At 70.2% G+C, this 24,402-nt stretch carries 25 protein-coding genes; 12 read left to right on the plus strand and 13 right to left on the minus strand.

Translation table 11 applies throughout. The annotated features are described in order from the left end of the window. Nucleotides 1-79 precede the first annotated feature (79 nt). Nucleotides 80-1,486 carry an acetate metabolism transcriptional regulator RamB gene (gene ramB, locus ACFC06_RS15175; RefSeq protein ID WP_375930643.1) on the plus strand — a complete coding sequence of 469 codons (1,407 nt, stop codon included), beginning with the start codon at nucleotides 80-82 and terminating at the stop codon, nucleotides 1,484-1,486. On the opposite strand, the gene ACFC06_RS15180 is transcribed toward ramB, so the two are convergent. From ACFC06_RS15180 to ACFC06_RS15205, 6 genes are read right to left on the minus strand one after another with little or no spacing between them, the layout of a single operon-like run. Then, nucleotides 1,479-1,907 carry a nuclear transport factor 2 family protein gene (locus ACFC06_RS15180; protein ID WP_375930645.1) on the minus strand — a complete coding sequence of 143 codons (429 nt, stop codon included), beginning with the start codon at nucleotides 1,905-1,907 and terminating at the stop codon, nucleotides 1,479-1,481. The genes ramB and ACFC06_RS15180 overlap by 8 nt on opposite strands. Then, nucleotides 1,904-2,857, minus strand: a complete 954-nt coding sequence (locus ACFC06_RS15185) for an aromatase/cyclase (RefSeq protein WP_375930648.1) — start codon at nucleotides 2,855-2,857, stop codon at nucleotides 1,904-1,906. The genes ACFC06_RS15180 and ACFC06_RS15185 overlap by 4 nt, the downstream gene beginning before the upstream one ends. Further along, complete coding sequence (locus ACFC06_RS15190) at nucleotides 2,857-3,630, minus strand: SDR family NAD(P)-dependent oxidoreductase (RefSeq protein WP_278261639.1); 774 nt, start codon at nucleotides 3,628-3,630, stop codon at nucleotides 2,857-2,859. Before ACFC06_RS15190 ends, ACFC06_RS15185 begins: the two co-directional genes overlap by 1 nt. Further along, entirely contained in the window at nucleotides 3,627-3,911 is a 285-nt protein-coding gene (locus ACFC06_RS15195; RefSeq protein WP_375930652.1) for an acyl carrier protein, read from the minus strand. Before ACFC06_RS15195 ends, ACFC06_RS15190 begins: the two co-directional genes overlap by 4 nt. 22 nt (nucleotides 3,912-3,933) lie before the next feature. Continuing rightward, entirely contained in the window at nucleotides 3,934-5,166 is a 1,233-nt protein-coding gene (locus ACFC06_RS15200; protein WP_375930653.1) for a ketosynthase chain-length factor, read from the minus strand. Next, nucleotides 5,163-6,431 carry a beta-ketoacyl-[acyl-carrier-protein] synthase family protein gene (locus ACFC06_RS15205; protein WP_375930656.1) on the minus strand — a complete coding sequence of 423 codons (1,269 nt, stop codon included), beginning with the start codon at nucleotides 6,429-6,431 and terminating at the stop codon, nucleotides 5,163-5,165. Before ACFC06_RS15205 ends, ACFC06_RS15200 begins: the two co-directional genes overlap by 4 nt. Before the next feature lie 150 nt (nucleotides 6,432-6,581). Here ACFC06_RS15205 and ACFC06_RS15210 point away from each other — a divergent pair, with 150 nt between their 5' ends. Beyond that, nucleotides 6,582-7,331 carry an SDR family NAD(P)-dependent oxidoreductase gene (locus tag ACFC06_RS15210; protein WP_375930659.1) on the plus strand — a complete coding sequence of 250 codons (750 nt, stop codon included), beginning with the start codon at nucleotides 6,582-6,584 and terminating at the stop codon, nucleotides 7,329-7,331. Nucleotides 7,332-7,347: 16 nt separating this feature from the next. Here ACFC06_RS15210 and ACFC06_RS15215 read toward each other — a convergent pair whose 3' ends face one another. After that, nucleotides 7,348-8,241: a zinc-binding dehydrogenase gene (locus ACFC06_RS15215; RefSeq protein WP_375930662.1), complete on the minus strand. Its 894-nt coding sequence runs from the start codon at nucleotides 8,239-8,241 to the stop codon at nucleotides 7,348-7,350. Nucleotides 8,242-8,342: 101 nt separating this feature from the next. On the opposite strand from ACFC06_RS15215, the gene ACFC06_RS15220 reads away from it, so the two are divergent. From ACFC06_RS15220 to ACFC06_RS15235, 4 genes are read left to right on the plus strand one after another with little or no spacing between them, the layout of a single operon-like run. After that, entirely contained in the window at nucleotides 8,343-9,974 is a 1,632-nt protein-coding gene (locus ACFC06_RS15220; RefSeq protein WP_375930665.1) for an ABC transporter substrate-binding protein, read from the plus strand. Further along, on the plus strand, nucleotides 9,974-10,924 hold the full coding sequence (locus tag ACFC06_RS15225; RefSeq protein WP_375930668.1) for an ABC transporter permease: 951 nt from the start codon (nucleotides 9,974-9,976) through the stop codon (nucleotides 10,922-10,924). The genes ACFC06_RS15220 and ACFC06_RS15225 overlap by 1 nt, the downstream gene beginning before the upstream one ends. After that, nucleotides 10,921-11,802: an ABC transporter permease gene (locus ACFC06_RS15230; RefSeq protein ID WP_375930671.1), complete on the plus strand. Its 882-nt coding sequence runs from the start codon at nucleotides 10,921-10,923 to the stop codon at nucleotides 11,800-11,802. The genes ACFC06_RS15225 and ACFC06_RS15230 overlap by 4 nt, the downstream gene beginning before the upstream one ends. Next, on the plus strand, nucleotides 11,780-13,489 hold the full coding sequence (locus ACFC06_RS15235) for a dipeptide ABC transporter ATP-binding protein (RefSeq protein ID WP_375930674.1): 1,710 nt from the start codon (nucleotides 11,780-11,782) through the stop codon (nucleotides 13,487-13,489). The genes ACFC06_RS15230 and ACFC06_RS15235 overlap by 23 nt, the downstream gene beginning before the upstream one ends. On the opposite strand, the gene ACFC06_RS15240 is transcribed toward ACFC06_RS15235, so the two are convergent. From ACFC06_RS15240 to ACFC06_RS15255, 4 genes are all read right to left on the minus strand, one after another. Continuing rightward, a complete protein-coding gene (locus ACFC06_RS15240) occupies nucleotides 13,429-14,286 on the minus strand; it encodes an AfsR/SARP family transcriptional regulator (RefSeq protein ID WP_278261649.1) in 858 nt (285 codons plus the stop codon). The two genes, ACFC06_RS15235 and ACFC06_RS15240, sit on opposite strands and share 61 nt — an antisense overlap. 54 nt (nucleotides 14,287-14,340) lie before the next feature. Beyond that, the gene (locus ACFC06_RS15245; RefSeq protein ID WP_375930677.1) at nucleotides 14,341-15,000 is read right to left on the minus strand and encodes a TetR/AcrR family transcriptional regulator; all 660 of its coding nucleotides are present in this window, start codon (nucleotides 14,998-15,000) and stop codon (nucleotides 14,341-14,343) included. Between the two features lie 100 nt (nucleotides 15,001-15,100). Beyond that, nucleotides 15,101-16,009 carry an MBL fold metallo-hydrolase gene (locus tag ACFC06_RS15250; protein ID WP_375930680.1) on the minus strand — a complete coding sequence of 303 codons (909 nt, stop codon included), beginning with the start codon at nucleotides 16,007-16,009 and terminating at the stop codon, nucleotides 15,101-15,103. After that, complete coding sequence (locus ACFC06_RS15255) at nucleotides 16,006-16,311, minus strand: antibiotic biosynthesis monooxygenase family protein (protein ID WP_375930683.1); 306 nt, start codon at nucleotides 16,309-16,311, stop codon at nucleotides 16,006-16,008. The genes ACFC06_RS15250 and ACFC06_RS15255 overlap by 4 nt, the downstream gene beginning before the upstream one ends. 167 nt (nucleotides 16,312-16,478) lie before the next feature. On the opposite strand from ACFC06_RS15255, the gene ACFC06_RS15260 reads away from it, so the two are divergent. Continuing rightward, the gene (locus tag ACFC06_RS15260; protein ID WP_375930686.1) at nucleotides 16,479-17,963 is read left to right on the plus strand and encodes an MFS transporter; all 1,485 of its coding nucleotides are present in this window, start codon (nucleotides 16,479-16,481) and stop codon (nucleotides 17,961-17,963) included. A 28-nt stretch (nucleotides 17,964-17,991) separates the two neighbouring features. On the opposite strand, the gene ACFC06_RS15265 is transcribed toward ACFC06_RS15260, so the two are convergent. Beyond that, nucleotides 17,992-18,834 (minus strand): SDR family oxidoreductase, encoded by an 843-nt coding sequence (locus ACFC06_RS15265; protein WP_375930689.1) that lies wholly within the window; start codon nucleotides 18,832-18,834, stop codon nucleotides 17,992-17,994. A 127-nt stretch (nucleotides 18,835-18,961) separates the two neighbouring features. On the opposite strand from ACFC06_RS15265, the gene ACFC06_RS15270 reads away from it, so the two are divergent. From ACFC06_RS15270 to ACFC06_RS15290, 5 genes are read left to right on the plus strand one after another with little or no spacing between them, the layout of a single operon-like run. Next, nucleotides 18,962-20,026, plus strand: coding sequence for a methyltransferase (locus ACFC06_RS15270; RefSeq protein ID WP_375930692.1), 1,065 nt, complete (start codon nucleotides 18,962-18,964; stop codon nucleotides 20,024-20,026). Then, nucleotides 19,995-21,038, plus strand: coding sequence for a phosphotransferase family protein (locus ACFC06_RS15275; RefSeq protein WP_375930695.1), 1,044 nt, complete (start codon nucleotides 19,995-19,997; stop codon nucleotides 21,036-21,038). Before ACFC06_RS15270 ends, ACFC06_RS15275 begins: the two co-directional genes overlap by 32 nt. Further along, on the plus strand, nucleotides 21,035-22,045 hold the full coding sequence (locus ACFC06_RS15280; protein WP_375930698.1) for an MsnO8 family LLM class oxidoreductase: 1,011 nt from the start codon (nucleotides 21,035-21,037) through the stop codon (nucleotides 22,043-22,045). The genes ACFC06_RS15275 and ACFC06_RS15280 overlap by 4 nt, the downstream gene beginning before the upstream one ends. Beyond that, the gene (locus ACFC06_RS15285) at nucleotides 22,042-23,112 is read left to right on the plus strand and encodes an LLM class flavin-dependent oxidoreductase (protein WP_375930701.1); all 1,071 of its coding nucleotides are present in this window, start codon (nucleotides 22,042-22,044) and stop codon (nucleotides 23,110-23,112) included. Before ACFC06_RS15280 ends, ACFC06_RS15285 begins: the two co-directional genes overlap by 4 nt. Before the next feature lie 9 nt (nucleotides 23,113-23,121). Next, complete coding sequence (locus tag ACFC06_RS15290; protein WP_375930704.1) at nucleotides 23,122-23,439, plus strand: muconolactone Delta-isomerase family protein; 318 nt, start codon at nucleotides 23,122-23,124, stop codon at nucleotides 23,437-23,439. Between the two features lie 56 nt (nucleotides 23,440-23,495). Here the strand turns inward: ACFC06_RS15290 and ACFC06_RS15295 are convergent, their stop codons facing one another. Beyond that, a complete protein-coding gene (locus ACFC06_RS15295; RefSeq protein ID WP_375930707.1) occupies nucleotides 23,496-24,362 on the minus strand; it encodes an alpha/beta fold hydrolase in 867 nt (288 codons plus the stop codon). Nucleotides 24,363-24,402: the final 40 nt, after the last annotated feature.

Here is a 24,402-nt window from a genome sequence, read left to right on the forward strand (position 1 = left end):
CGGGGGTGTGACACATCGCTCAGGCCACGCTGTTAAGAATCGGTTGGCAAGCCTGCGAAAGCGCCCCTAAACTGGACATATGGCCAAGACCTATGTCGGTGCGCGGCTGCGCCAGCTCCGTACCGAACGCGGTCTGAGCCAGGTCTCCCTCGCCCAGAAACTGGAGATCTCGGCGAGCTATCTCAATCAGATCGAGCACGATGTGCGCCCGCTGACGGTGCCCGTGCTCACCCGGATCAACGAGGTCTTCGGGGTCGATCCCGCCTTCTTCTCCACCCACGACGACACCCGGCTCATCGCCGAACTCCAGGAAGTCGTGATGGACGCCGAGCTCGGTATCGAGGCCGACACCAAGGAGATCGCCGACATGGTCTCGGCGCATCCGTCGATGGCCCGTGCCCTGGTCGCCATGCACAACCGCTACCGCAACACCAGCGCGCAGCTGGCCGCCGCCACCGAGGACCGTTTCTCCGACGGCTCGGGCAGCGCCGCCATCTCCAAACCGCACGAGGAAGTGCGCGACTACTTCTATCAGCGGCAGAACTACATCCACGAATTGGATACCGCCGCCGAGGATCTCACCACCCGCATCCGTTTCCACGGTGGCGAGGTGAGCACCGAGATCGTGCGGTTGCTGCGCGCGCACGGCGTGCGGATCATCGAGCGCATCGACCTCGGCGAGGGCGTGCTGCACCGCTACGACCCCGACACCAAACAGCTCGAGATCTCCCCGCATCTGTCCGGCGGCCAGCGCACCTTCAAACTCGCCGCCGAACTCGCCTATCTCGAATGTGGTTCGCTGCTGGACAAATTGGTGGAGGAGGGCAATTTCGGTTCCGACGCCTCCCGCAAACTCGCCATGCTGGGGTTGGCGAACTATTTCGCGGCCGCGACCGTCCTGCCCTACAACCACTTCCACGAAGTCGCCGAGGATTTCCGCTACGACATCGAACGCCTCTCCGCCTTCTTCTCCCAGAGCTACGAGACGATCTGCCACCGGCTGTCCACCCTGCAACGTCCGTCGCTACGCGGCGTCCCGTTCTCGTTCGTCCGCGTGGACCGCGCCGGAAACATGTCGAAACGCCAGTCCGCCACCGGTTTCCATTTCTCCTCCAGTGGCGGCACCTGCCCGCTGTGGAACGTCTACGAGACCTTCGCCTACCCCGGCAAGATCATGACCCAGATCGCCCAGATGCCCGACGGCCGCAAATACCTCTGGGTCGCCCGCACCGTCGAGCGCCGCGCCACCCGCTACGGCCAGCCCTCCAAGACCTTCGCCATCGGCCTGGGCTGCGAACTCCGCCACGCCGGCCGCGTCGTCTATGCCGACGGCATCGACCTCGGCGAGGCCACCGCCACCCCCATCGGCGCGGGCTGCCGGGTCTGCGTCCGCTCCAACTGCCCCCAACGAGCCTTCCCCCCACTCGGCAAAACCCTCGACATCAGCGAACACCGCAGCTCCGTCTCCCCCTACCTGATCAAGTAGTCAGCCAGGGTGGGACCGGGTCGGGGTCGTGGATGATGGTGCGTTCCCGGATCTGCCAGGAGTCGGTGGTGGGGACCAGTTCGTCGCGGATGTCGGTGCTCAGGTGGAGGTGGGCGGGGCGGTCGGGGGTGGATTCGATGACCAGCGCGTAGAAGCGGGTGTGGATGGTGTCGGCGGTGTGTTCGATGGTGAGGTTGCCGACCCAGTGTCGGCGGACCGCGCCGCGCTCCCGCAGCGTCTCGGTGGCGCGGCGCAGGCCGGCGGCGATGTCGTCGCGGCCCTTGCGGGCGGTGGTGCGGTGGGCCTGGCGCAGGACGCCGTCGGGGGTGAAGGTGGCCGCCCAGTCCTCGACCCGGCCGTCGTCGAGCAGACGCAGTTGGTGGGCGTAGAACTGGAGCAGGTCGGCGTAGTTCGCGCTCATCTCTGACCCGTTTCGGTGAGGTCGGTGGATTCGGCCCATTTCTTCGCGTGTTCCAGGGTCGCCAGGGAATTGCGGCCCAGCGCGGTGCGAATGAATTCGGTGGCGTCGTCGAGGGTCTTGCCCTCGCCCAGAATCGGTTCGACGGCGTCCTCGATGATGGTGACGGTGTGCTGCGAGGTCGCCAGCGTCCCCGCGCCGTCGGGCGCGAAACTCCACCGCCCGCGATGCAGCGACAGCAGGCCCGGCAGCTGGGTCTGCTTGTAGACGATGTCACCGGATTCGAGCACCACCCGCCAGGAGGCGGTGGTGTGCACGTCACCGTTCGCGGTGCGGGTGGTCAGCTCCAGGAACTGATGTCCCGCAACGGGTTCGGTGAGAGTCACCGCGTCGACGTGCGGCAGCCGCTGCGCCCACAGATCGGCGCGGTCGATGAACTCGCGAATCCGTTCCGGCGGCGCGCCGATCCACAGCGAGTCGGCGAAGGTGACGGTGGCGGTGGGCCGCCGCACCTGCGCCTCGACCGAGGACTTCAGCGAGGCCAGTTCACGGGTGGAGTTGGTCTCGACGGCCGCTTCGATCCACTCGCGCGCGCCGGGGCTGTCGTCCGGAGAATAACTGTGCGACAGCACGACCCGGCTGCGCGCGGCATCGATCACCTGCACCGCCCACTTCCCCCGCATCGCCGCGACCGGCGAGGCCGAGACCACCTGCGCGAAGGTGATGTGCCGGCGCCCGGTGTCGAAGGTGCGCCGCGAGGTCCAGCTCTTGAGGGTGTCGTTGGCCGTGGCCCACAGGCGGATGTGCTCACCGTCGGCGTCGTGCTCGAGCACTTCGGCGTGCACGGTCGGCGGAAACAGGTTGGGCCAGTTGGTCACCGCGTGCAGGGCCGCGTACACGGTGGCCGCGGGCGCGGCGATCTCGATGACGTGTTCGGTGTGGAAAGTGCTCATCAGTAGTTCCCCAGTCCGCCGCACACATTGATCGCCTGGGCGGTGATCGGCGCCGCCGCGGTGCTGGTCAGATAGCCCACCAGCCCGGCCACCTCCTGCGGCGTGGAGTAGCGGCCCAGCGGGATCTTGGCCTCGAACTTCTCCAGCACCGCCGCCTCGGTGGTCTCCCACACCTCGGCATAGCCGCGCCGAACCCGTTCGGCCAGCGGCGTTTCCACATACCCGGGGCATACCGCGTTCACCGTCACCCCGGTCTTGGCCAGTTCCAGGCCGAGGGCCTTGGTGAACCCGATGACCCCGTGCTTGGACGCCGAATACGGCGCACCGAGCACCACACCCTGCTTGCCACCGGTCGAGGCGATATTGATGATGCGCCCCTCACCCGCGTCCAGGATGCCGCCCCGGGCCAGCACCTCCCTGGTCACCCGGAAGGTGCCGGTGAGGTTGATGTCGAGCACGTCCTGCCACTGCTCGTCGTCGATGTTCTGGGTGACCCCGCCACCGTTGCGGCCCGCGTTGTTGACCAGCACCGTCACCGGCCCGTACCGCGCGACCGCCGCCGCGACGAGGGTCTTCACGTCCTCGGTGGAGCGCACATCGGCGGCGATCCCGTCGATGGCGATGCCGTCGGCGGTGAGCGCCGAGACCGTCTCACTCACCTTCTCGGCCGAGCGCGCGTTGATGAACACCTGGTATCCGGCCAGCCCGAGGGTGCGGGCGATCTCGAGTCCGATGCCGCTGGTGGCACCGGTGACGATGGCGTGCTTGCTCATGCGGGGGCTCCTGTGGAGGGATCGGCGGCGAGGGTGGAGTTGACGAGGGCGACGAAGTCGGCGACGGTCACCGCGTCGACCACCGATTCGTCGAGCAGCTTGACGCCGTAACGGATTTCGATCTGATTGGACAGCTCGAGCACGGCGAGCGAGTCGTAGCCGAGGTCCTCGAACGAGCGATGGGTGATGTCACCGCTGAGGTCGATGGATTCGTCCTCACCGGCCACGCGCTGCAGCACTTCGCGCAGCTCGTCGGCGGTCACTTGGTGGGGTGCGGGCATCGGATGCCTCCCTTCTGGTTGTTCATCGAGCGGCGCCGAGCACGAGCGCGGAGGTGAATCCGCGCGCGCCCCGCGCCAGGACCAGGGCCGTCGGCCGCGTCAGGGGGCGCGGAGCGGACACCAGGTCGAGCCGGACGGGACCGGCGTAGTGGTCGAGTCCCGGTGTGGGCGGGATGGTTTCGTGGTCGAGGCTCAGTGCGGCGGCCGCGACATCGAGGGCGCCGCCACCGGCGAACAGGCGCCCGGTGCCCGCCTTGGGCGCCGTCACCGGGACGCCTGCGGGCCCGAATATGTCTTCCAGCGTGGCGATTTCGCGATCGTCGAGCTCACGCACCCCGGCCGCGTCGGCGAAGACCACGCCGATATCGGCCGGTGTGCGGCCCGCGTCGGCGAGCGCGTCGCGGATCACCCGGCCCAGGGCGGGCGGGCGATCGGTGCCGGGTCGCGGATCGAATCCGCTGGCGTAGCCGAGTAGGTACGCGTAGACGTGCGCGTCCCGGTCGCGGGCCCGGTCGGGGTGTTCCAGCACGGTCAGCGCCCCGCCCTCGCCGGGCACGAACCCGCTCGCCGACTCGGCGAAGGGCTGATACGCCCGGTCGGGATCGGTGGAGGCGCTGACGTTCTCGGCCGCGAGCGTCGCCAGCCAGCCCCACGGCGAGAGCACCGAGTCGAAGCCGCCGGTGAGCACCAGCCCGGTCCCCGACCGCACCAGCCTGCGCGCCTTGCCGAAGGCGTCGAGCCCACCGGCCTGATCGGCGACGACCACGCTGGACGGCCCGCGCGCACCGTGGCGGATGGCGATCTGCCCGGTATTGACCGCATAGAACCAGGCGAAGGACTGATACCCGCTGACGTGCCGGTTCCCGTCGGCCCACAGCTTCTGCAGTTCCTTCTGCCCGAACTCGAACCCGCCGCTGGTGCTCGCGGTGACCACCCCGAGCTCGAAATCGTCGCGGTCGGCGCGGGTGATCCCCGCGTCGCGCAGTGCCTCGTCGGAGGACACCAGCGCGTGCCGGGTGGAGATGTCGGTCTGCGGCAGCAGCCGCCCCGACAGCGCCGAGGCGTCGAAATCGCGGATCTCCCCGGCCAGGGTGGCGGTGTAGGAACTCGGGTCGAACCTGGTCACCCGGCCGATCGCCGAGTGCCCGGCCAGGGTGTTGCGCCAGTACTGCTCGACCGTGGTGCCGGTCGGCGCGTGCACGCCGAGCCCGGTGACGGCGGGCGCGACGGTGCCCGTCGCCGTGGGCGCGCTCACGGCGCGACCAGCACGGCCGCGCTCTGGAAACCGCCGAAGCCGCTGCCGACGCTGAGCACGGTGTCGGTGCGCTGCGCGCGGGCGGTAAGCGGCACGTAGTCCAGGTCGCAGTCGGGGCCGGGGTTGTGCAGGTTGGCCGTCGGCGGGATGACATCGGTGTCGATGGCCAGCGCCGAGGCGACCAGTTCCAGCGAGCCCACGGCACCGAGCGAGTGCCCGATCATCGACTTGATCGAGCTCACCGGCACCTCCCAGGCATGGGATTCCAGCGCCTTCTTGACCGCGGCCGTCTCGTGCAGATCGTTCTGCTTGGTGCCCGACCCGTGCGCGTTGACGTAGTCGACGTCGACCCGATCGACCCTGGCCTGGTCCAGCGCGGCCCGGATGGCGGTGGCCATCTCCACCCCGTCGGGCCGCAGCCCGGTCATGTGGAAGGCATTGCCCCTGGTCGCGAACCCGGCGAACTCGGCGTAGATGTGCGCGCCCCTGGCCCGCGCGTGCTCCCATTCCTCGAGGATCAGCGTGGCCGAGCCCTCGCCGAGGACGAAGCCGTCGCGGTCGCGGTCGAAGGGACGTGAGGCGTGCGCGGGGTCGTCGTTGTTGGGGCTGGTGGCCTTGATGGCGTCGAAGCAGGCGACGGTGATCGGCGAGATCGGCGCCTCGCTGGCGCCGGTGACCACCACATCGGCCGCGCCCTCGCGGATCAGGTCGGCGGCATTGCCCACCGCGTCGAGTCCGGAGGTGCAGCCGGTGGAGACCACCGAGGCGGGCCCTTCGGCGCCGAGCACCCAGGCCAGTTCGGCGGCGATGGAGCTGGGCACCAGGTAGTCGAACAGTTGCGCCACCGCCCACTGCGGATCGACGAGCCAGTCCCGGCCCTGATCGCTGACCAGCGAGTACTCGCGTTCGAGACTGGTGGTGCAGCCCACAGCGCTGCCGATGCTGATCCCGAGCCGCGCGGGGTCCAGCGCGGCGGTGTCGATCCCGCTGTCGCGCAGGGCTTCCCGCGCGGTGACCACCGCGAACTGGGTGACCCGGTCCCAGGCGCGTTCCTCGCGCTTGCGCAGGCCGTGCTCGGCGGGCCGGAAGTCGACCTCGCCGGCGATCTGCGACCGGTAGCCGCTCGCGTCGAAGGCGCTGATGCGCCGGGTCGCCGTGCGGCCGTCGGTGAGCAGCTGCCAGAATTGTTCCCGGCCGATCGCGCCCGGTGCCAGCACCCCGACCCCGGTGATCGCGACCCGACGCGGGCCCGCTGAACCTGCCATGTTCGATCCTTACGCCGTGTGTCTGCAGTGCTCGTCGAGACTCGCACCGGCCACTGGAGGCGCCGCCGACGACTGCTGGAGGACCGCTGGACCGTCGGCTCCAGCGATGCTGTAGCCCACCACCTGCCCCCGGTGCGCACAGTCGGACCCATGACTGCACAAGCGAATTCGTCCACCGGACCGGCCGGGCGCCGCGTCGTGATCACCGGCGGCGGCCGTGGCCTTGGCCGCGTGATCGCCGAAGACCTGCTGCGCCACGGTGCCCGGGTGGTGATCATCGGCCGCGCGGCACCGAGCTGGGTCGCGGACGAACCGGACGCGCACGCCGCCGTCGCCGATGTCACCGACGCCGATCAGCTCGCCGTGGCCTTCACCGAGGCTGCGCGCTGGCTCGACGGCGTGGACGTGGTGTTCGCCAATGCCGGTGTCAGCAAGCCGGGTCCGCTGGCACTGACCGCACCGGCGGATTTCACCACCGTGCTCGAAACCAATGTCACCGGAACGTTTCTCACCTTGCAGGCGGCGGTGCCGCATCTGGAGAAGGGCACGGACGCGCGCTTCATCGCGCTGTCCTCGGCCCTGGCCGGACGCATCGCCCCCGGGGCAGGCGCGTACTCGATCAGCAAGGCGGCCATCGAGACTCTGGTCCGCGTTGCCGCCATCGAGCTTGCCGGGCAATCGATCTCGGTCAACGCGCTCTCGCCGGGATTCATCGACGAGGGGATGGGGCGCGGGCTGATCGCGCACCGGCAGGTGTGGGATCGCTACCTGCCGACCATCGCGGCGGGCAGGCCGGGCCGCGGCGACGAGGTCGCCGCGGTGGCCCGGTTCCTGGCGAGTCCCGAGTCCGGCTACATCAACGGCCATGTCCTCGAGGTCAACGGCGGACTCGCCTTCTGAGTGCCGGACCCGGCCGCTACCAGCGGATCACGGCCTTGCCGTGGAACTCCCGCTCGCGCAGGGCGGCCAGGGTCCGGTCCAGGCCGTCGCGGTCCTCGACCCGGGTGACGCGCGGGTCGAGCTGTCCCGAGGCCCAGCGCGCGCCCAGCCAGCGCAGATCCTCGGCGACCGGTGCGGCGGCACCGAGTTCGTCGAACAGGTGCACGTAGCTCAGGCTCACCCCGGGGCGGCGGTGTCCCCAGTCCAGGGGCAGGTGCAGGGGTTCGCGCACGGTGTTGCCGGTGCTCACCAGGGCGCCGTGGGGTTTGAGCAGTTCGAACGCGGCGTGCAGCACCGTGCCGCCGACACTGTCGAACACCACGTCGACCTCGCGGCCGGTCACCGCCAGACTGTTCGCGTCGACCACCGGTAACTCCGTGCCGGACAAGCGGTTCCGGACTTCCAGCACGTCGGCCCCGGCCGCGGCCGCCAGCTGTGCGAGCACCCCGCCCACTCCCCCGCTGGTCCCGGTGACCAGCACCGTCTTGCCGATGATCGGACCCGCGCGGCGGATGGCGGCCAGCGCGGTGAGCCCGGCCACCGGTAGCGCGGCCAGGTCGACCGATTCGCCGGGATCGGGGAGAACGGCGACCCGGCTGCGATGCACGGCCACCACATCGGCCCAGCCGTTGCCGTCGGCCAGGGCCAGCACCGGCTGGACCTGCGCCGACGAGTCGTCCTCGATGGTGCCCAGCACGTCCCAGCCGAGCCGGGAGCCGGGCGCGAGCCGCTGCGCCCTGGTCAGTTCACCCCGGTTCACCCCGAACGCGCTGACCCGGACCAGCACCTCGCCGGGGCCGGGGACGGGCACGTCGATCTCGTCGATGCGGGTGGGGGCCTGGGGATCACCGGTCGTCACAACAGCTTTCACCCGACCAGCACAGCCGCAGGGCCGTGCGGTGTCCAGGACCCTCCAGTGCTTCTCCAGCGGCGCGGGAGCGGGAGTCGAGCACCGGCGGCGAAGCTGACGCCATGAGAGGTAGAACCGCCTGGCCACTGGCCGCTTTCTTGATCGTCACCGCGCTGGTGGCGGGTTGCTCCGCGGGATCCGGCGGTTCGCCCGAGGGCGAGGACGGTCCGCCGGTCGCCGGCGGCACGCTGCGCTTCGCCCTGCCCAGCGAGCCGAGCTGCCTCGACCCCGGGGTGAGCCCCGCCGACGCCACCGCGCTGATCGACCGCGGCGTGGTGGACTCGCTGGTCGCGCAGGGCAGCGACAACACCTTCCAGCCCTGGCTGGCCAGCAGCTGGACGGTGAGCCCCGACCTCACCCGCTACACCTTCACCCTGCGCGAGGACGTCACCTTCCACGACGGCACCAAGCTCGACGCCACCGCGGTGAAGGCCAACTTCGACCGCATCGTCGACCCGAACACCAAGTCCCAGTGGGCCGCCACGCTCATCGGCCCCTACCGCGGCAGCACCGTGCTCGACGCGCGCACCGTCGAGGTGGCCTTCACCGAACCGTTCCAGCCCTTCCTCGCCGCGGCGAGCACCACCGCCCTCGGCATCCAGTCGCCGAAGAACTTCGCCGACAACGCGGGCAAGCTCTGCGATCACGTCGTCGGTTCCGGCCCGTTCCGCTTCACCGGGCACATCGCCCAGCAGAGCGTGACCTTGGAGAAGAATCCCGACTACGCTTGGGCCCCGCCCACCGCCGCGCACACCGGACCCGCGCACCTCGACGGCGTCGAGTTCCGTTTCATCCCGGAGAACTCCACCCGGATCGGCGCGCTGACCAGCGAACAGATCGACGGCCTGCTCTCGGTCCCCGCCCGCGACGTGGCGGATCTGCGCGACGATCCCGCCATCGACTACACCCGCTACGACGCCCAGGGCTCGGTCTACGCGCTCTACATCAACACCCAGCGCGGCCCGTGGCGCGACCAGCGCGTGCGCCAGGCCCTGCAGCAGTCCACCGATGTGGACGCCATCCTGTCCTCGATCTACTTCGGCAACTACGCCCGCGCGTGGAGCATCCTCACCCCGAGCACCCAGTTCTACAACCCGGCCGTGGAGAACTCCTGGCGCACCGACCTGACCGCCGCGAACCGGCTGCTCGACGAGGCGGGCTGGCAGCAGCGCGACGCGCAGGGCTACCGGGTGAAGGACGGCACCCGGCTCACCGCCACCTGGACCACCACCAAGGCCCAGGACGAATCCAACTATCGCGGCCTGGTCGGGCAGGCGATCGTGGCCTCGGCCAAGCAGGCCGGCATCGAGATCGTGCGCAACAATGTGCAGACCGGCCAGCTGTTCCAGCTGGTCGCCGCCGGTGACTACGACCTGTTCGACACCAGCTGGTCGTCCAACTCCCCCGACATCATCCGCAGCTTCCTGCACTCCACCGCCAAACCGATGGCGGGACAGAACATCTCATGGGTCAACGATCCCCAGGTCGACGCGTGGGTGACCGGTGCCGCGCGCACCACCGATACCGAGGTGCAGCGCCGCGACTACGCCGACGCGCAGAAGTGGGCGATCGATCAGGCGGTGGTGATCCCGGTGTTCGTGCCCGCGAGCCAGGTGGCGACGGGTCAGCGGGTGCACGGCATCGCCGCGGCGCCGTCGTCGTACCCGGTGTTCTACGACGCCTGGCTGAGCTGATGACCACGCTGCGCGCGGTGCTGCTCGCGCTGGTGCGGCGGGTACTCGGGGTGGTGGGTCTGCTGACCGGCGTGGCGACACTGACCTTCGTCGCCATGTCGCTGGTCCCCGGCGATCCGGCCTACGCCATGCTCGGCAATGCCCCGGCCACCCCGGCCACCCTCGCCGCCATCCGCGCGCAGATGGGTCTGGACGAGCCGCCACACCTGCGCTTCCTGCACTATCTGGGCCGCCTGGCCCAGGGCGACTTCGGAGAGTCGTTCCAGCGGCAGCAGCCGGTGCTCACGGTGATCGGCGCGCAGCTCACGCCGACACTGCAGCTCGCCGGGGCGGCCATCGTGCTCGGTGTGGGCGGGGCGATCCTGGTCGTGCTGGCGACCTCGGGTGAGCGGCGGGTGCCCCGGGCCGTCGCGCACGTGGCCGAGCTGGTCGCGGTGTCGGCGCCCACCTTCTGGGTGGGGACGCTGCTGCTGGCCGGGCTGTCGTTCCACTGGCGGGTCTTCCCGGCGACCGGGCGAGGCCCGGCGGCGCTGGTGCTGCCCGCGCTCACCCTGGCCGTGCCGATCGCCGCGGTGCTGGCCCAGGTGATGCGCGACGGTGTGGACACGGCGCTGCGGGCACCGTTCGTCCTGAGCGCGCGGGCGCGCGGTGCCGGGGAGCTCGATATCCGGGTCCATCACGCGGTGCGGCACACGCTGCTCTCGGCGATCACGGTGGCGGGCTGGCTCTTCGGCGGTCTGCTCAGCGGTGCGGTGCTGGTCGAAACCGTGTTCGCGCGACCGGGTTTGGGGCGCGTACTGCTCTCGGCGGTGACCACCCATGACTTCCCCGTGGTGATCGCGCTGGTCATGTTCGGGTCGCTGCTGTTCATCGCGATCAATACGGCGGTCGATCTGGCCTATCGCGTGATCGATCCGCGCTCGGCCGTGTCGGCGGAGGTGATCCGGTGAACGCGCCTGCCGCCGTGCTCCCCGACGCGGTGACGAAACCACGCCGGACGGCTACCCGATGGCCACGTCCCACCGTCGTGGCGGCGGGCCTGGCCGCGGCGGTGCTGGTGATCGCGGTGCTCGCGCCCGGTGTTCTCGCCACCCAGCCGCCCATCGATGTCGACCTGGGTCAGGCACTGTCGGCACCGAGCACCGAACATCTGCTGGGTACCGATCAGCTGGGCCGGGACATCTTCTCGCGCTTGGTCTTCGGTGCTCGCTATTCGATACTCATGGGCTTGTCGGCGACCGTGCTCGCGGTGCTTGCGGGGACGGTGATCGGCCTGTTCGCCGCACTGGCGGGGCGCCGGGTGGACACCGTGGTCACCCGGGGCATCGACATCGTGATGGCCTTTCCCGGCATTCTGCTGTCGCTGCTGGTAATCGCGATCCTGGGCCAGGGGGTGGGCAGTATCGTCGCGGCCATCGCCGTGGCCGAATCCGCTTCCTACGCGCGGCTGGTGCGTTCGCAGGCGGTGGTGGTGCGCAATGCGGAGTATGTGCGGGCCTCGGTCGCGCTGGGCCGCACGCCCGGCTACCGGGTCCTGCACCACATCGTGCCGAACTCGCTGCGGCCCACCTTCGTGCTCGCGACCCTCGGCGTGGGCAGCTCGATCATGATCGGCTCCGCACTGAGCTTCCTCGGGCTCGGGCCCACAGATCCCACGCCCGAATGGGGTTCGATGCTGGCGGCGGGCCGCGAGCTGCTGTCCAAGTCGTGGTGGGCGGCGGTGCCGCCGGGTGCGGCGATCACACTCACCGTCATCACCGTCACCGTGCTCGGCCGGGCACTGCAACAACGCTGGGAGGTCGGCCGTGCCGGTACTGCGCGTCGATGATCTGCACGTCCGCTTCGGACGTGGGCCCGACGCCGTGGCGGCGGTGCGCGGCATCGGTTTCGAGCTCTCGGCCGGGCGCTGCCTGGCCATCGTCGGCGAATCCGGTTCCGGCAAGAGCGTGACCGCGCGCGCCCTGCTCGGCCTGGCCGGACCGACCGCCGAGGTCCGCGCGGCAACACTGCGCCTCGGCGACACCGACCTGACCCGCCTGTCGCCCCGGGCGTGGCGGGCGGTGCGCGGCCGCGAGATCGGCCTCATCCTCCAGGACGCCCTCACCTCTCTCGACCCGCTGCGCCCGGTGGCCGCCGAAGTGGTCGACACGTTGCGTGCCCACCGGCTCACCCGCTCACGTGGCGAGGCGGCGGCCGAGGTGGACGAGCTACTGCGCGCGGTCGGCATCGACGACCCCGAAGTCCGCAAAGCCATGCGCCCGCACCAGCTTTCCGGCGGACAGCGGCAGCGTGTGCTCATCGCCACCGCCCTGGCAGGCGGCCCGAGAGTGATCATCGCCGACGAACCCACCACCGCACTCGATGTCACCGTGCAGGCGCGAATCCTGCGCCTGCTGCGCACCCTCCGCGACGACGGCGCCGCCCTCCTGCTGATCAGCCACGACCTGGCGGTGGTCGCCGATATCGCCGACACGGTGGCCGTCATGCACGAGGGCCGCATCGTCGAACAGGGCCCGACCGCCGAGATCCTCCGAACACCGAAACATTCTTATACGCAACGACTCCTGGCGGCAGTGCCCACGCCCGACCGGCGCGGGCAGCGACTGTCGCCGACGGAATCGGTGCATCGCGGGAGTTCGGTACAGAAACCGGCGTCCTCGCCCGACCGGCCATCGAGACCGGATCACCCTGTCAGCCCGGCTGTTTCGGTCTCCGGACTGAGCCGCTCGTTCCGGCTCCCGGACGGCGGCGTGCTGCGGGCCGTTCGCGATGTCAGCTTCGACCTGCCGGTCGGCTCGACCCTCGGCCTCGTCGGTGAATCGGGCTCCGGCAAGAGCACCACCGCCGCACTGGTTCTCGGACTGCTGGAACCGGACGCGGGCACGGTCACCATCGACGGCGAGCCGTGGTCCGGTGTCCCGGAGAAGGTCCGGCGGCCCAGGCGCGCGCAGATCGGCGTGATCTGGCAGGACCCGGCCAGTTCCTTCGACCCGCGCTGGGACGTCACCCGGATAATCGGTGAAGCCCTGCACGGCCGCGAGCTGTCCGCGCCCGCGCGCAGGCGCACCATCCTGGACCTGCTCGATGCCGTCGGCCTGCCCGCCGCGTTCGAGCACCGGCGGCCGGGTGAGATGTCGGGTGGGCAGCGGCAGCGCGTCGCCATCGCGCGGGCGCTGGCCACCGATCCGGCCGTGCTGATCTGCGACGAACCGGTCTCGGCGCTCGATGTCACCATCCAGGCGCAAATCCTGGATCTGCTCACCGATCTCAAAGCCGCGCGCGGGCTGTCGATGCTGTTCGTCTCGCACGACCTGTCGGTGGTGCAGCACGTCAGCGACACCGTGGCGGTGATGTCGGCGGGGCGGATCGTCGAGCGCGGTGATGTCGAAGAGGTCTTCGACACCCCGCGCCACGACGTCACCCGGGCCCTGCTGTCAGCCGCGCGGCATACCGGTCAGCCGCAGGCGGGGACCAGCGAGGACCTGATCCGCCCCGCGATGAGTTCGGCGGAGTAGCGGGCGGCCGCGTCCACCGTGGGCGGGGCCGCCAGTTCCGGTGCGCTGCACAGCACCTGGTGGTGCAGTTGCTGCAGCGTCGGGGTGGGTTCGAGCCCGAGCTCCTCGGCCAGCCGGTGCCGCAACCGCTCGTAGACCTGCAGCGCGTGCGCCTGCCTGCCCGAGCGGTACAGCGCGATGATCAGGTGCGCGTGCAGGCTCTCCAGCAGCGGCGAGCGCTGCACCATGCCGCTGAGCTCACCGATCAGCTCGCGATGCCTGCCCAGCCGCAGGTCCACCTCGATCCGGTGCTCGAGGATGGACAGCCGCACCTCGTTGAGGCTGGTGGCCCACATCGCGAGCACCGGACCAGGTTTGATGTCGGAGAACACCGGTCCGCGCCAGACCGCCAGCGCGGCGCGCAGGGCCGCGTCGGCGCGTTCGTCGTCCTCGGCGGCCAGCGCCAGCCGGGCCAGGCGCACCTTGTCCTCGAACACGTCGACATCGAATTCGCCCGGCTCCACATGTAATTGGTAGCCGCGTTCGCGGGTCTCCAGCCGGGTGGCACCCCGTCCGGGATTGGAACTGTGCTCCCCCAGGCACTTACGCAGCTGCATGACATAGGTCTGCAGCGTGGAGGCGGCGGAGGCGGGCGGCGTGGTCTCCCAGAGTTCCTCGATGCAGTAGTCCACCGAGATGGCCCGATTGGCGTTCATCAGCAGCAGCGCGAGCAGCTGACGCTGCTTGGGCGCGCTGGGCACCGCGCCGGTGCCGTCGATGCAGCACTGCAAAGGTCCCAAAACCCCGAAATTGATCATGTGAAGCCTACCTCCAGGAGATCGTATGAAGTTTTCTGCCGGATCGACGGGCGATCAGACAGGTGTGGACACCGCGTACGCGCGCACGATCAGCCGGGCGGCGCGGGCGGAGATCTCGGCGGCCTGCCGGGCACCCAGGCGAGTGGTCCCGAAGGCGGAGGCCTGCTGCCCGTCGTGGGACAGCTGGGCGAAGAACTGCCCGGCGACGACGGCGGGCTCGGTGGTGTCGAGCACCCCGGCCGCGGCCAGCACCTCGAGGCGATGGGTGAGCCACCCGGCGATGCGCGGCCCCTCTGCCACCGACTGATCGGCACACACCTGGTGCAGATCGGGATGGCGGGCCACCTCACCGACGATGAGCCTGCGGACGGCGGAAACCTGCTCCGAGAGCGTCACTTCCAGAAACAGCGTGCCGACGGTGACCAGGTCGTCGTAGACGGTGGCCGGGTCGCGCAGCAGGCTGTCGTCGAGTTCGTCGAAGGTGTCGGCCGCGGCGCGCACGCCGGCCAGGACCACCCGGAACAGGCTGCGCTTGTCGCCGAAGTAGTTGTAGATGGTCTGCTTGGACACCGAGGCCCGCTCGGCGATGGTGTCGACACTGGTTCGCTCGTAACCGAATTCGAGAAATGATCTGGTCGCGGCGGTGATGATCAGCGCGCGTTTGGACGCGGCGCGGGAGTCCGTGAACGCGGCCCGCGCGGGAGCAGCCGTCATGTGCCGACTCCTTTCGCCACCGAAAAGCGGGTGTCCTCCGGAGGCTATGCGCGATTCACCCGGCCCGAAACCGTAGAACTCAGCGCGATTACAACGCTGGCTAGGCGACGGAGGTCAGTGGCCTGCCGAGGAATTCGGCCATCTGGGCGAGCACCGGACCCGAGCGGACCGGGGTCGCCACCAGCTCGGGAGCCAGTTCGGCGTAGGCGCGGTGCAGATTGGCGACCAGCCGTTCCGGTTCCTGCCATGTCGACCACGGCTGGTCACCGCGTCGGGCCGGGTCCACCTGCCGGGCCGCCTCCAGCGGGGTGGCACCCGCCGCCGCGGCGTCCAGCGTCACCGCGCGCAGCCAGCTCAGGTAGTCGGCTGTCTCGGTGAGCGCGCGATGATCGGCCACCTCGCCGTGGCCGCCGATCACGACTTCGGGCGCCAGCGCGCGCAGCCGTTCGAGCCAGGTCAGCGCACCGGACAGTGACCCCGACAGCAGGAAGGGCGTGCAGCCGGGCATCACCAGGTCACCCGCGACGAGCACCCGTTCGCCGGGTAGCCAGGCGACCAGGTCGCCGTCGGAATGCCCGGTGTCACCGGCGAGGAGTTCGACCGTACGGTCGCCGACGTGCAGGGTCGCGGTGTCGGTGACGCCGATCGTGGGCAGCACCAGCGGCAGTGTCCCCCAGTCCACATCCGTCCACAGGCCGCGCACCGCGAGCCCGTTGCGGGCCATGGCCGCCCGGCCAGCGCGGTGCGCGATCACCGGCGCGGGGGCGAAGAGGGCATTGCCCGCGGTGTGGTCGCCGTGCCAGTGGGTGTTGATCACCGTGGCCGGGGACTGCGCGCCGACGGTGGCGAGCGCGGCGCGCAGGGCGCGGGCGCGGCGCTCGGTGCCCAGGGTGTCCACCAGCGCGGCGTCGTGGCCCGAGCGGATGAGCGCGGCATTGCTCACGCACCACCCGCCGGGCTGTTCGATATAGGCGAAGACACCGTCGGCGACCTCGCGCAGGTCGGTCACGGGGTGGGTTCACCCGACCGGATCACCCGGCACAGATGCGGGTCACCGAGGGCGACCTTGCCGACCCGCGTGCGGGAGCGGAATTCGGGATTCGCGGTAGCGCGTTCGAAGGCCGCCCTGTCCGACCAGCGGGCGATATTGACGAACACCTCGGCATCGGTTTCCGAACGCAGTAATTCGTAATGCCGGAACCCGGGCTGTGCGGCGAAATAGGTGGCCACATCGGCGTAGATCGACGCCAATTCCTCGGCCGAACCGGTCAGCCGCAAGACATTCACGAAGACGTACTCGGACTGGTCCATCGACGGACTCCTCCTCGCGTTCACCGGGGTGTATCCAGCATGTTCGGCCGCGCTGGAGCAGCTCTGGAGGCTGGCTGGAGCCGGATTGACGATGGACTCCCGAGTCTAGAAATTGGACTGGTGAGTCCATTCGACTCGAATATCCGCGCTGAACGGGAGTGCCTTCCATGAACAGACAAGCCGGTTTCCGGCCGCCCGATTGGGCTGTACTCAGCCTGCTCTGCCTCGGCCAATTGATCGTCGTGCTCGACCTGTCGATCGTGAATGTCGCCCTGCCCGCCATCAAGGAATCGCTCGGTTTCTCCGAGGCCGGCCTGCAGTGGGTGGTCAACGGCTACGCGATCACCTTCGCCGGGTTCCTGCTGCTGGGTGGCCGGGTGGCCGACCTGATCGGCAGGCGGCGGGTGTTCGTGCTCGGCCTGGCCATCTTCACCGTGGCCAGCCTGGCCGGTGGTCTGGCGACCTCGCCGGAGTGGCTGATCATCGCCCGGGTGGCGCAGGGCTTCGGTGGCGCGCTGCTCTCGCCGGCGACCCTGGCGATCCTGTCGACCACCTTCACCGAACCCAAGGCCAAGGCCCGTGCCACCGCCGCGTGGGGCGCGATCTCGGGTGCCGGTGCGGCACTGGGCTCGGTGCTCGGTGGCGTGCTGACCGATATCGCCAGCTGGGAGTGGATCTTCTACGTCAACATCCCGCTGGGCCTGCTCGCGCTGGCCTTCGCCTTCCCGCTGCTGCGGGAGAGCAGGGCCGAGCAGACCAAGCAGCTCGACGCGGTGGGCGCGGTGCTGGTCACCACGGCCCTGATCGCGCTGGTGTTCGGCGCGGTCGACTCGCAGAACAACGGCTGGGCGGCACCGACGACGTGGGGTCCGATCCTGGCCGCCGCCGTGCTGCTGGTGTGGTTCACGCTGCACGAGTCGCGGGTGGCCTCGGCGCCACTGATCCCGTTGTACGTGTTGAAGATTCGCTCCATCGCCTACTCCAACACGGTCATGTTCTGGATCGGCGCGGCGGTGATCGCGCACTTCTACTTCCTGTCGCTCTACATGCAGAACATCCTCGGCTACGACGCCTTGCAGACCGGTCTGGCTTTCCTGCCGGGTGCCGTGGCGATGACCATCGGCGCGTACTCCGGGCCGCCGCTGGTGAAGAAGTTCGGTGGGGTGCGCCCGCTGCTGACGGCCGCGCCGACGCTGAGCGCGCTCGGCCTGCTGCTGCTGGCCTTCGTGCCCGACGACGGGTCCTACCTGGTGCATCTGCTCATCCCGCAGGTGCTGATCACCCTGGGCGCGGGTCTGCTGATGGTGCCGCTGGTCATCGCGGCCACCTCCGGTGTCGCCCCCGCCGAGGCGGGTCTGGCCTCGGGCATCATCAACACCACCCGCCAGTTCGGTGGCGCGATCGGCCTGGCGGTGCTGGCCACCATCGCCGCCTCGGCCACCAGTGCCCGCACCGGCGACCGGGCGGCCTCCACCGGTGACCTGCTCGCCGGCTACCACGCGGCCTTCGGGGTGGGCGCGGTGTTCGCGGTGGTGGCGCTGGCCTTCACCTTCGGCCTGTCCACCGCCCCACCGCCTGCCGCACCCGGGTCGGCGACTCCGGCCCCCGCGAAGCAGGCCGAGTCGGAGCCGGAGGCCGTTCCGGCCGAATGACCACCGCGCCAGGGCGAGGTTCCCGCCGTCACGACGGCAGGAACGTCGCCCGATGCGTGTGTGCGAACTCCTCGAAGCTGATCGGCGCTGTGCCGGTGAGCTTTTCGATGTCACCGAAGACGGTGGCGCGCACCGGTCCGGCGGCCGCGCGGGCTGCGGTGACAGCGGTGGCGACGTGGTCGGGCACCCGCCGGGCCAGCCGTTCGCGCTCGTCCTCGATCGAGATCTCCCGCACGGTCAGCGGCAGGTCCAGTTCGGCGGCCAGGATCGCCACCTGCTCGCGCGGTGTCAGGGCCCGGGGGCCGCTGAGCCGCACGACCGGTTCACCGGGGTAGCCGGGGCGCAGGACCGCGGCGGCGGCCCGGCCGATATCGCGCGGATCCAGATGCGCGGCAGGCAGATCCGGGAGCGCGAGTGCCAGTTCGCCCGTGGCGATGGCAGGCGCCCAGGCGAAGGTATTGGAGTAGAAGCCGTTCGGCCGCAGCACCGTCGTCGGGATGCCCGACTCGACGGCCACCCGCTCGCCTTCGGCGTGCCAGCCGCCCAGCAGCCCGTCCGGATTCTCGTCCACCGCCAGCGACGACACCGTGACCAGCCGCCGCACGCCCGCCCGCTGCGCCGCGGCGACCAGTCGCGCGTCCTGGGCGGCCTTCAGATGTCCGGAGGTGGCGATGAAGACCGACTCCACGCCGTCCAGCACCGGTGGCAGTGTCTCCGGACGGTCCAGATCACCCGCCACCACCTCCACGCCGGGCAGTGGTTCCCACCGGTCCGGGTCACGGGTCAGCGCCCGCGCCTTCGCCCCCTCGCGCGCGAGTTCGCGCACCGTCGCCCCGCCGATCACACCCGTGGCCCCGACGATCAGAATCATGGGAAATCTCCTTCGTTCCAGCGCTTTTCCGGAGCGTAACCAGGGATTCGGGTCCGCCGGACGGGGCGAGACCGGCGCTCCAGAGATTCTCCAGAGACCGTGCAGCAGCGATTTCTACGGTCGAGACATGAGTCACCTCTCCACACCGCAGGCCACTCGCGAGACCCCGGCCCACATCCTCGGACTGGCGTCCGGCGCCCGCCGCGCGCAGGTGCTGCTGGCGGCGGTCGAGCTGGACGTGTTCAGCGCGCTGGCCGACGGCGATCTGCCCGCCGCCGACCTCGCCACCACCATCGGGCTACACCCCGACTGGTCGCGCGACTTCCTCGAGGCCGTCGCCACCACCGGGCTGCTCATCTCCGACCACGGCCGGTACTCCAACAGTCCCGACGCGCACCGCTATCTGGTGCGCGGCAGGCCCCACTACCTCGGCGGGTTCCTGCGCTTCCTGGACAAGACCCTGCACCCGGCCTGGGCCGAACTCGCCGCGAGTGCCAAGTCGGGCGCACCCGCCAATCTCGCTGCCGCGGGCGGTGATCCGTACGGCAGCCTGTTCGCCGACGCCGAGGACCGCCGCGGCTTCTTCGACGCCATGGACGTGCTCAACGCCCCGATCGGTGCCGCGCTCGCCGAGCAACTGGACTGGTCGCGCCACGCCACCGTCGCCGATATCGGTGGGGCCAGGGGCAATATCGCCGCCGGACTCGTGCGGGCCCACCCACACCTGCGGGCCACGGTCTTCGATCTGCCGTCGGTACAGGCCGAATTCGACCGCCACATCGGCACTTTGGAGCTCACCGACCGGGTGGGTTTCGTGCCCGGTGACTTCTTCGCCGACCCGCTGCCCGCCGCGGATGTGCTCGTCTTCGGACACGTGCTGCACAACTGGCCGGTCGAGAGCCGCCGCAAACTGGTGGCCGCCGCCTTCGACGCGCTGCCCGAAGGCGGCACCGTCGCGATCTACGACCCGGTGATCGACCCCGACAACCCGACCCCGACGGCGCTGCTGGCCAGCCTGAACATGCTCGTGTGGTCCTCCGGTGGCAGCGAGTACACCTTCGCCGAGGCCGAGAGCTGGCTGAGCGACGCGGGTTTCGTCGACATCACCGCCCGTCCGCTCGGTTCCACCTCGACTCTCATCACCGGCGAAAGGCCCCGCCATGGCCGTCCCACTGCGTCGATCGCCCGCTGACACCCGCGACCGCGTCCGCCGCTGGCTGACCCACACCGCGACGGCCACCGAGATCGACCCCGACAGCCTGTTCGTCACCGTGCCGCGCAACGGGTACTCCGCCGAGACACTGGAGGTGAGCGGACGCGATCTCGACGGCCGCCCACGCCGACTGGTGGTCCGGGTCGGCGCCACCGAGGACCCGGTGTACCCGTCGGAATCCATCACCGGCCAGGCCGAGGTGCTGCGCGCGGTCCGCACGCACAGCGCCGTACCGGTGCCGAAAGTGCTCGGTGTGGAACCCGACGCCGAGCTGCTCGGCGCGCCGTTCTTCGTGATGGAGTTCGTGGAAGGCCGGGTGCCGCCGGATTTCCCGTCCTATCACCGGGCGGGCTGGCTGGCCGAATCGGCGCCCAGCGAGCGCACCGCGGTCTGGTGGTCGGCCGTCACCGCCCTCGAACGCCTGCACGCCATCCCCGCCGATACGCCCGGGTTACCGGAACTGGGCGCCGCCGGACCCGCCGCGCAACTGCGGTACTGGACCGACGCGCTCGACTTCTACCAGGTCGCCGACGACCCGGTGATCGAACGCGCCCGGGCCTGGCTGGCCGACAACATCCCGGTGCGCCAGTCACCACACACCCTGCTGTGGGGTGACGCCCGGCTCGGCAACATCATCTACACCAACACCTGCGTGGCCGCCCTGATCGATTGGGAGATGGCCGGATACGGCGAACCGGAGAGCGACCTGGCCTGGTTCCTCTATCTGGACCGGCATCTCAGCACCGGCATCGGGGCCAAGCGGCTCTACGGCCTGCCCGACCACGCGCGCACCGTCGAGGCATACGCGGCGCTCACCGGGCGCACCCTGCGCAATCTGGCCTTCTACGAGGTGCTGGCCGGTTTCAAGTTCGCGCTGATCACCGCCGCGGTGACCCGTCGTGCCGCGCGCACCGGTCTGCCGTCCGATACCCCATTCCCCCTGCACCGCAATGCGGTAGCACTGCTCGACGCAACAGTGGAGGCGCAATGAGCATCCGTTTGTCCGTTCTCGATCAGGCCCCCGTGCCGGAGGGCACCCCGCAATCGCAGGCCCTGGCCAACTCGCTCGACCTGGCCCGGCACGCCGAATCCTTCGGCTACCACCGCTACTGGGTGGCCGAACACCACGCCATGTACTCCCACGCCATCTCCGCGCCGGAGATCCTGGTCGGCGCCATCGCCGCGGCCACCTCCACGCTGCGGGTGGGCTCCGGTGGCGTACTGCTCGGGCACTACAGCCCGTTCAAGGTGGCCGAGACCTTCCGGACGCTGACCGCCCTGCACCCGGGCCGGATCGACCTGGGTATCGGCCGCTCCACCGGCGCCAACGAGATCGAGACCGCCGCCCTGCGCCCGGTGCCCGGCGCCCTGGGCGGGCCCTCGATCGACGAGCGGGTCGAGCAACTGCGCGGGCACCTCGAGCGCCGCAGCGCCTCGCACCGGTCGCCGCTGGCCGTCCCGCTGGACGCGCCGACGCCGGATCTGTGGCTGCTGGGCAGCAGTCCGTCCAGCGCCGTCGCCGCGGGCCGCGCCGACCTGGACTACGCCTTCGCGCACTTCATCAATCCCGGCGCCACCAGGCAGTCCATCGACGCCTATCGCCAGCTCGCGCCGGGACGCTCGCCGATCGTCGCGGTGACCGCGGTGGCCGCCGACACCGAGGCCGAGGCCGAGCGGCTGTACTCGGCGCAGCGCGCGGTCCGTAATCGACTGTTCCGCAACGACGTCCGGCCCATCCCGCCGCCGGAGACGGCCCTGGCCGAGCTGGATCGCTTCGGTGACATCCTGCGCAACGAACACTTCGAGTGGCCGCGCTACTTCTGGGGCACCCCGGACCGCGTCGGCGACCAGATCCGTTCGCTGGCACAGGCTCTCGGCGTCGAAGAGGTCGTCATCGTCACCACGGTGCACGACCATCGCGCCCGGGTGCGCAGCTACGAGCTGCTCGCCGGCGAATTCGCGTTGTCCCCCGCCGCACTCCAGGACGTCACCCCATGAAATTCGGCATCAATCTCTTCCCCACCGTCGGCCCGGCCGACCAGGCCCCGGTCGACTACTACGACCTCGCGCTCGACCTCGGGGTGTACGCCGAGGAACTCGGCTATCACCATGTGAAGACCGTCGAGCACTACTTCTTCGACTACGGCGGCTACAGCCCCGACCCCACCACCTTCCTGGCCGCGCTCGCCGCCCGCACCACGCGCATCCGGCTGATCACGGGTGCGGTGGTCCCGGCCTTCGATCACCCGATCAAGCTGGCCGCCCGGCTGGCCATGCTGGACAACCTCAGCCACGGCCGCCTCGATGTGGGTGTGGCGCGCGGGTTCCTGCCCGAGGAGTTCGCCGCGTTCGACGTCTCCCTCGACGAGTCACGGCCGCGCTTCGACGCCACCGTCGAGGCCATCCGCGCGCTGTGGACCGGGGAGAACGTCACCGTCGACAACGGCTTCCACACCTTCGGCCCGGTCACCCTGCAACCACGCCCCTACCAGCGCCCGCATCCGAAGATCCTGGTCGCCACCGCCATCACCCCGGAGTCGGCCGAGCGCGCCGGAGCCGCCGGGTACGGGCTGCTGCTGGTGCCCTCGATCAATCCGCGCGAGAAGGTCCGCGACATCATCGGGCGCTATCGCGCCGCCAGGGAAGCGGCCGGGTTCGACCCGGACACCGGCGAGGTCCATCTCAGCTACAGCTCGTTCCTGGCCGACGACTCCGCGACCGCGCGCGACCTCGGTGAACAGTTCGCCGCGAAGAACCATCGCGCGCTCGCGCAGGCCGTCGCGGGCTGGTCGACCGCGCGCAGCGACCAGTACACCGGCTACGACAAGATCGTCGGCCGCGTGGCGAGCAGCGATTTCGCGAGTCAGCTGGCCGCCGACAAGACGATCGTCGGCACCCCGGCCGAGGTGATCGACCAGATCGCGCGGATCAGGGACGCCTTCGGCGAGGTCACCATCAGCCTCCAGGCGCCCCCGAGCACCGCCCCGAACGACGTCATCCGTCGTTCCCTCCAACTCTTCGCCGAAGAGGTCCTGCCGAAGTTCTCGGCGCCGCTACACCAGTAGGAGCACACCATGGCACTGTTCGCTGTCATCACCAAGCAGAACCCCGTCGGGATCAGCGCCGACGAATTCCGGCACCGGCTGCCGGAGGGGTTCACCCACCACGTCGACCTGGTGAGCCGGGGCGTGATCAAGCACAGCTGGATCATCGCCGGGCAGTCCGGCGGGCTCAACATCTACGACGTGGCCAGCCACGAGGAACTCACCGACGCGCTCTACGGCAACCCGCTGTCCTCGCACCTGGAGTTCGACGTCTACCCGCTCTCGGACCCGGGCGGCTTCGATGTCGAGGAGTTCGCCACCCGCGACGCGGAGCCGAGCGCGAACTGATCGCCCACGCGAAAGGGGTGACCACCGGTCGGTGGTCACCCCTTTCGCGTGTGGTGTCAGCGGGCCAGGAATTCCGCGACGACGGAACTGAATCCGCGCGGATTGTCGACCCACGGGTAGTGGCCCGCACCGGGAATCGACACGTGCTTCGCGGACGGGAAGCGCGCGGCGGTCGCGTCACCGGCCGACACCCCGGTGAGCGCGTCGGCGGCACCGGTGACCACGAGCACCGGCGCGGGCACCTGCCCCAGCGTCGGCAGGAAACGCTCGGGTTCGGTGCGATCACCGTTGCCGTGGAAGTGTTTCCACGCCTCCAGCGAGAACTGGGTGCGCTGGGTGGCGGCATGCGCGCGCTGACGCTCCTCCCACGCGCCGTAGGCAGCGGGGACATAGCGGTCGAGCAGTGCGAAGACCTCCTCTGGCGAGGACTCCGGCCCGGCCTGCGCCAATCCCTGTGCGGCGGAGACCACTTCGCCGAACCACGGCTCACCGGACCGGCGCTCGAGCAGATCGCCGACATCCTCGCCGCCACCGAAGAAGTCGGGGCCGGGCGCGACGAGCACCAGTCGCGAGACCCGGTCCGGGTGGTGCCCGGCGTACACCGCCGCGACCACCGCACCCGCCGAATGCCCGAGGACATCGATCGCTTCGGTGCCGAGATGGGTGCGCAGCGCGTCGACATCGCGGGCCAGCGACGGGTAGGCGTACTTGGCCGGGTCGGCGGGCGCGGGCGTGCCGCCGGTGCCGCGCGCGTCGTAGCGGATGAGCGTGTGGCTCTCCGCCAGGCCGCCGAGATCCTCGAGATAGCGAGAATCCCGGGGCCCGCCGGGAACCAGGACCAGCGGCGGTCCCGAGCCGATCGTCTCGAACGCGAGCTCGGTGCCGTCGAAGGTGCGGGCGGTGTGATGTGTCGAAGTAGCCATGTTCGCCAAGCTACGAAGCGGCTCTACGCGTTCACTGGAG

Source organism: Nocardia sp. NPDC056064 (assembly GCF_042266925.1).
Taxonomy (GTDB): domain Bacteria; phylum Actinomycetota; class Actinomycetes; order Mycobacteriales; family Mycobacteriaceae; genus Nocardia.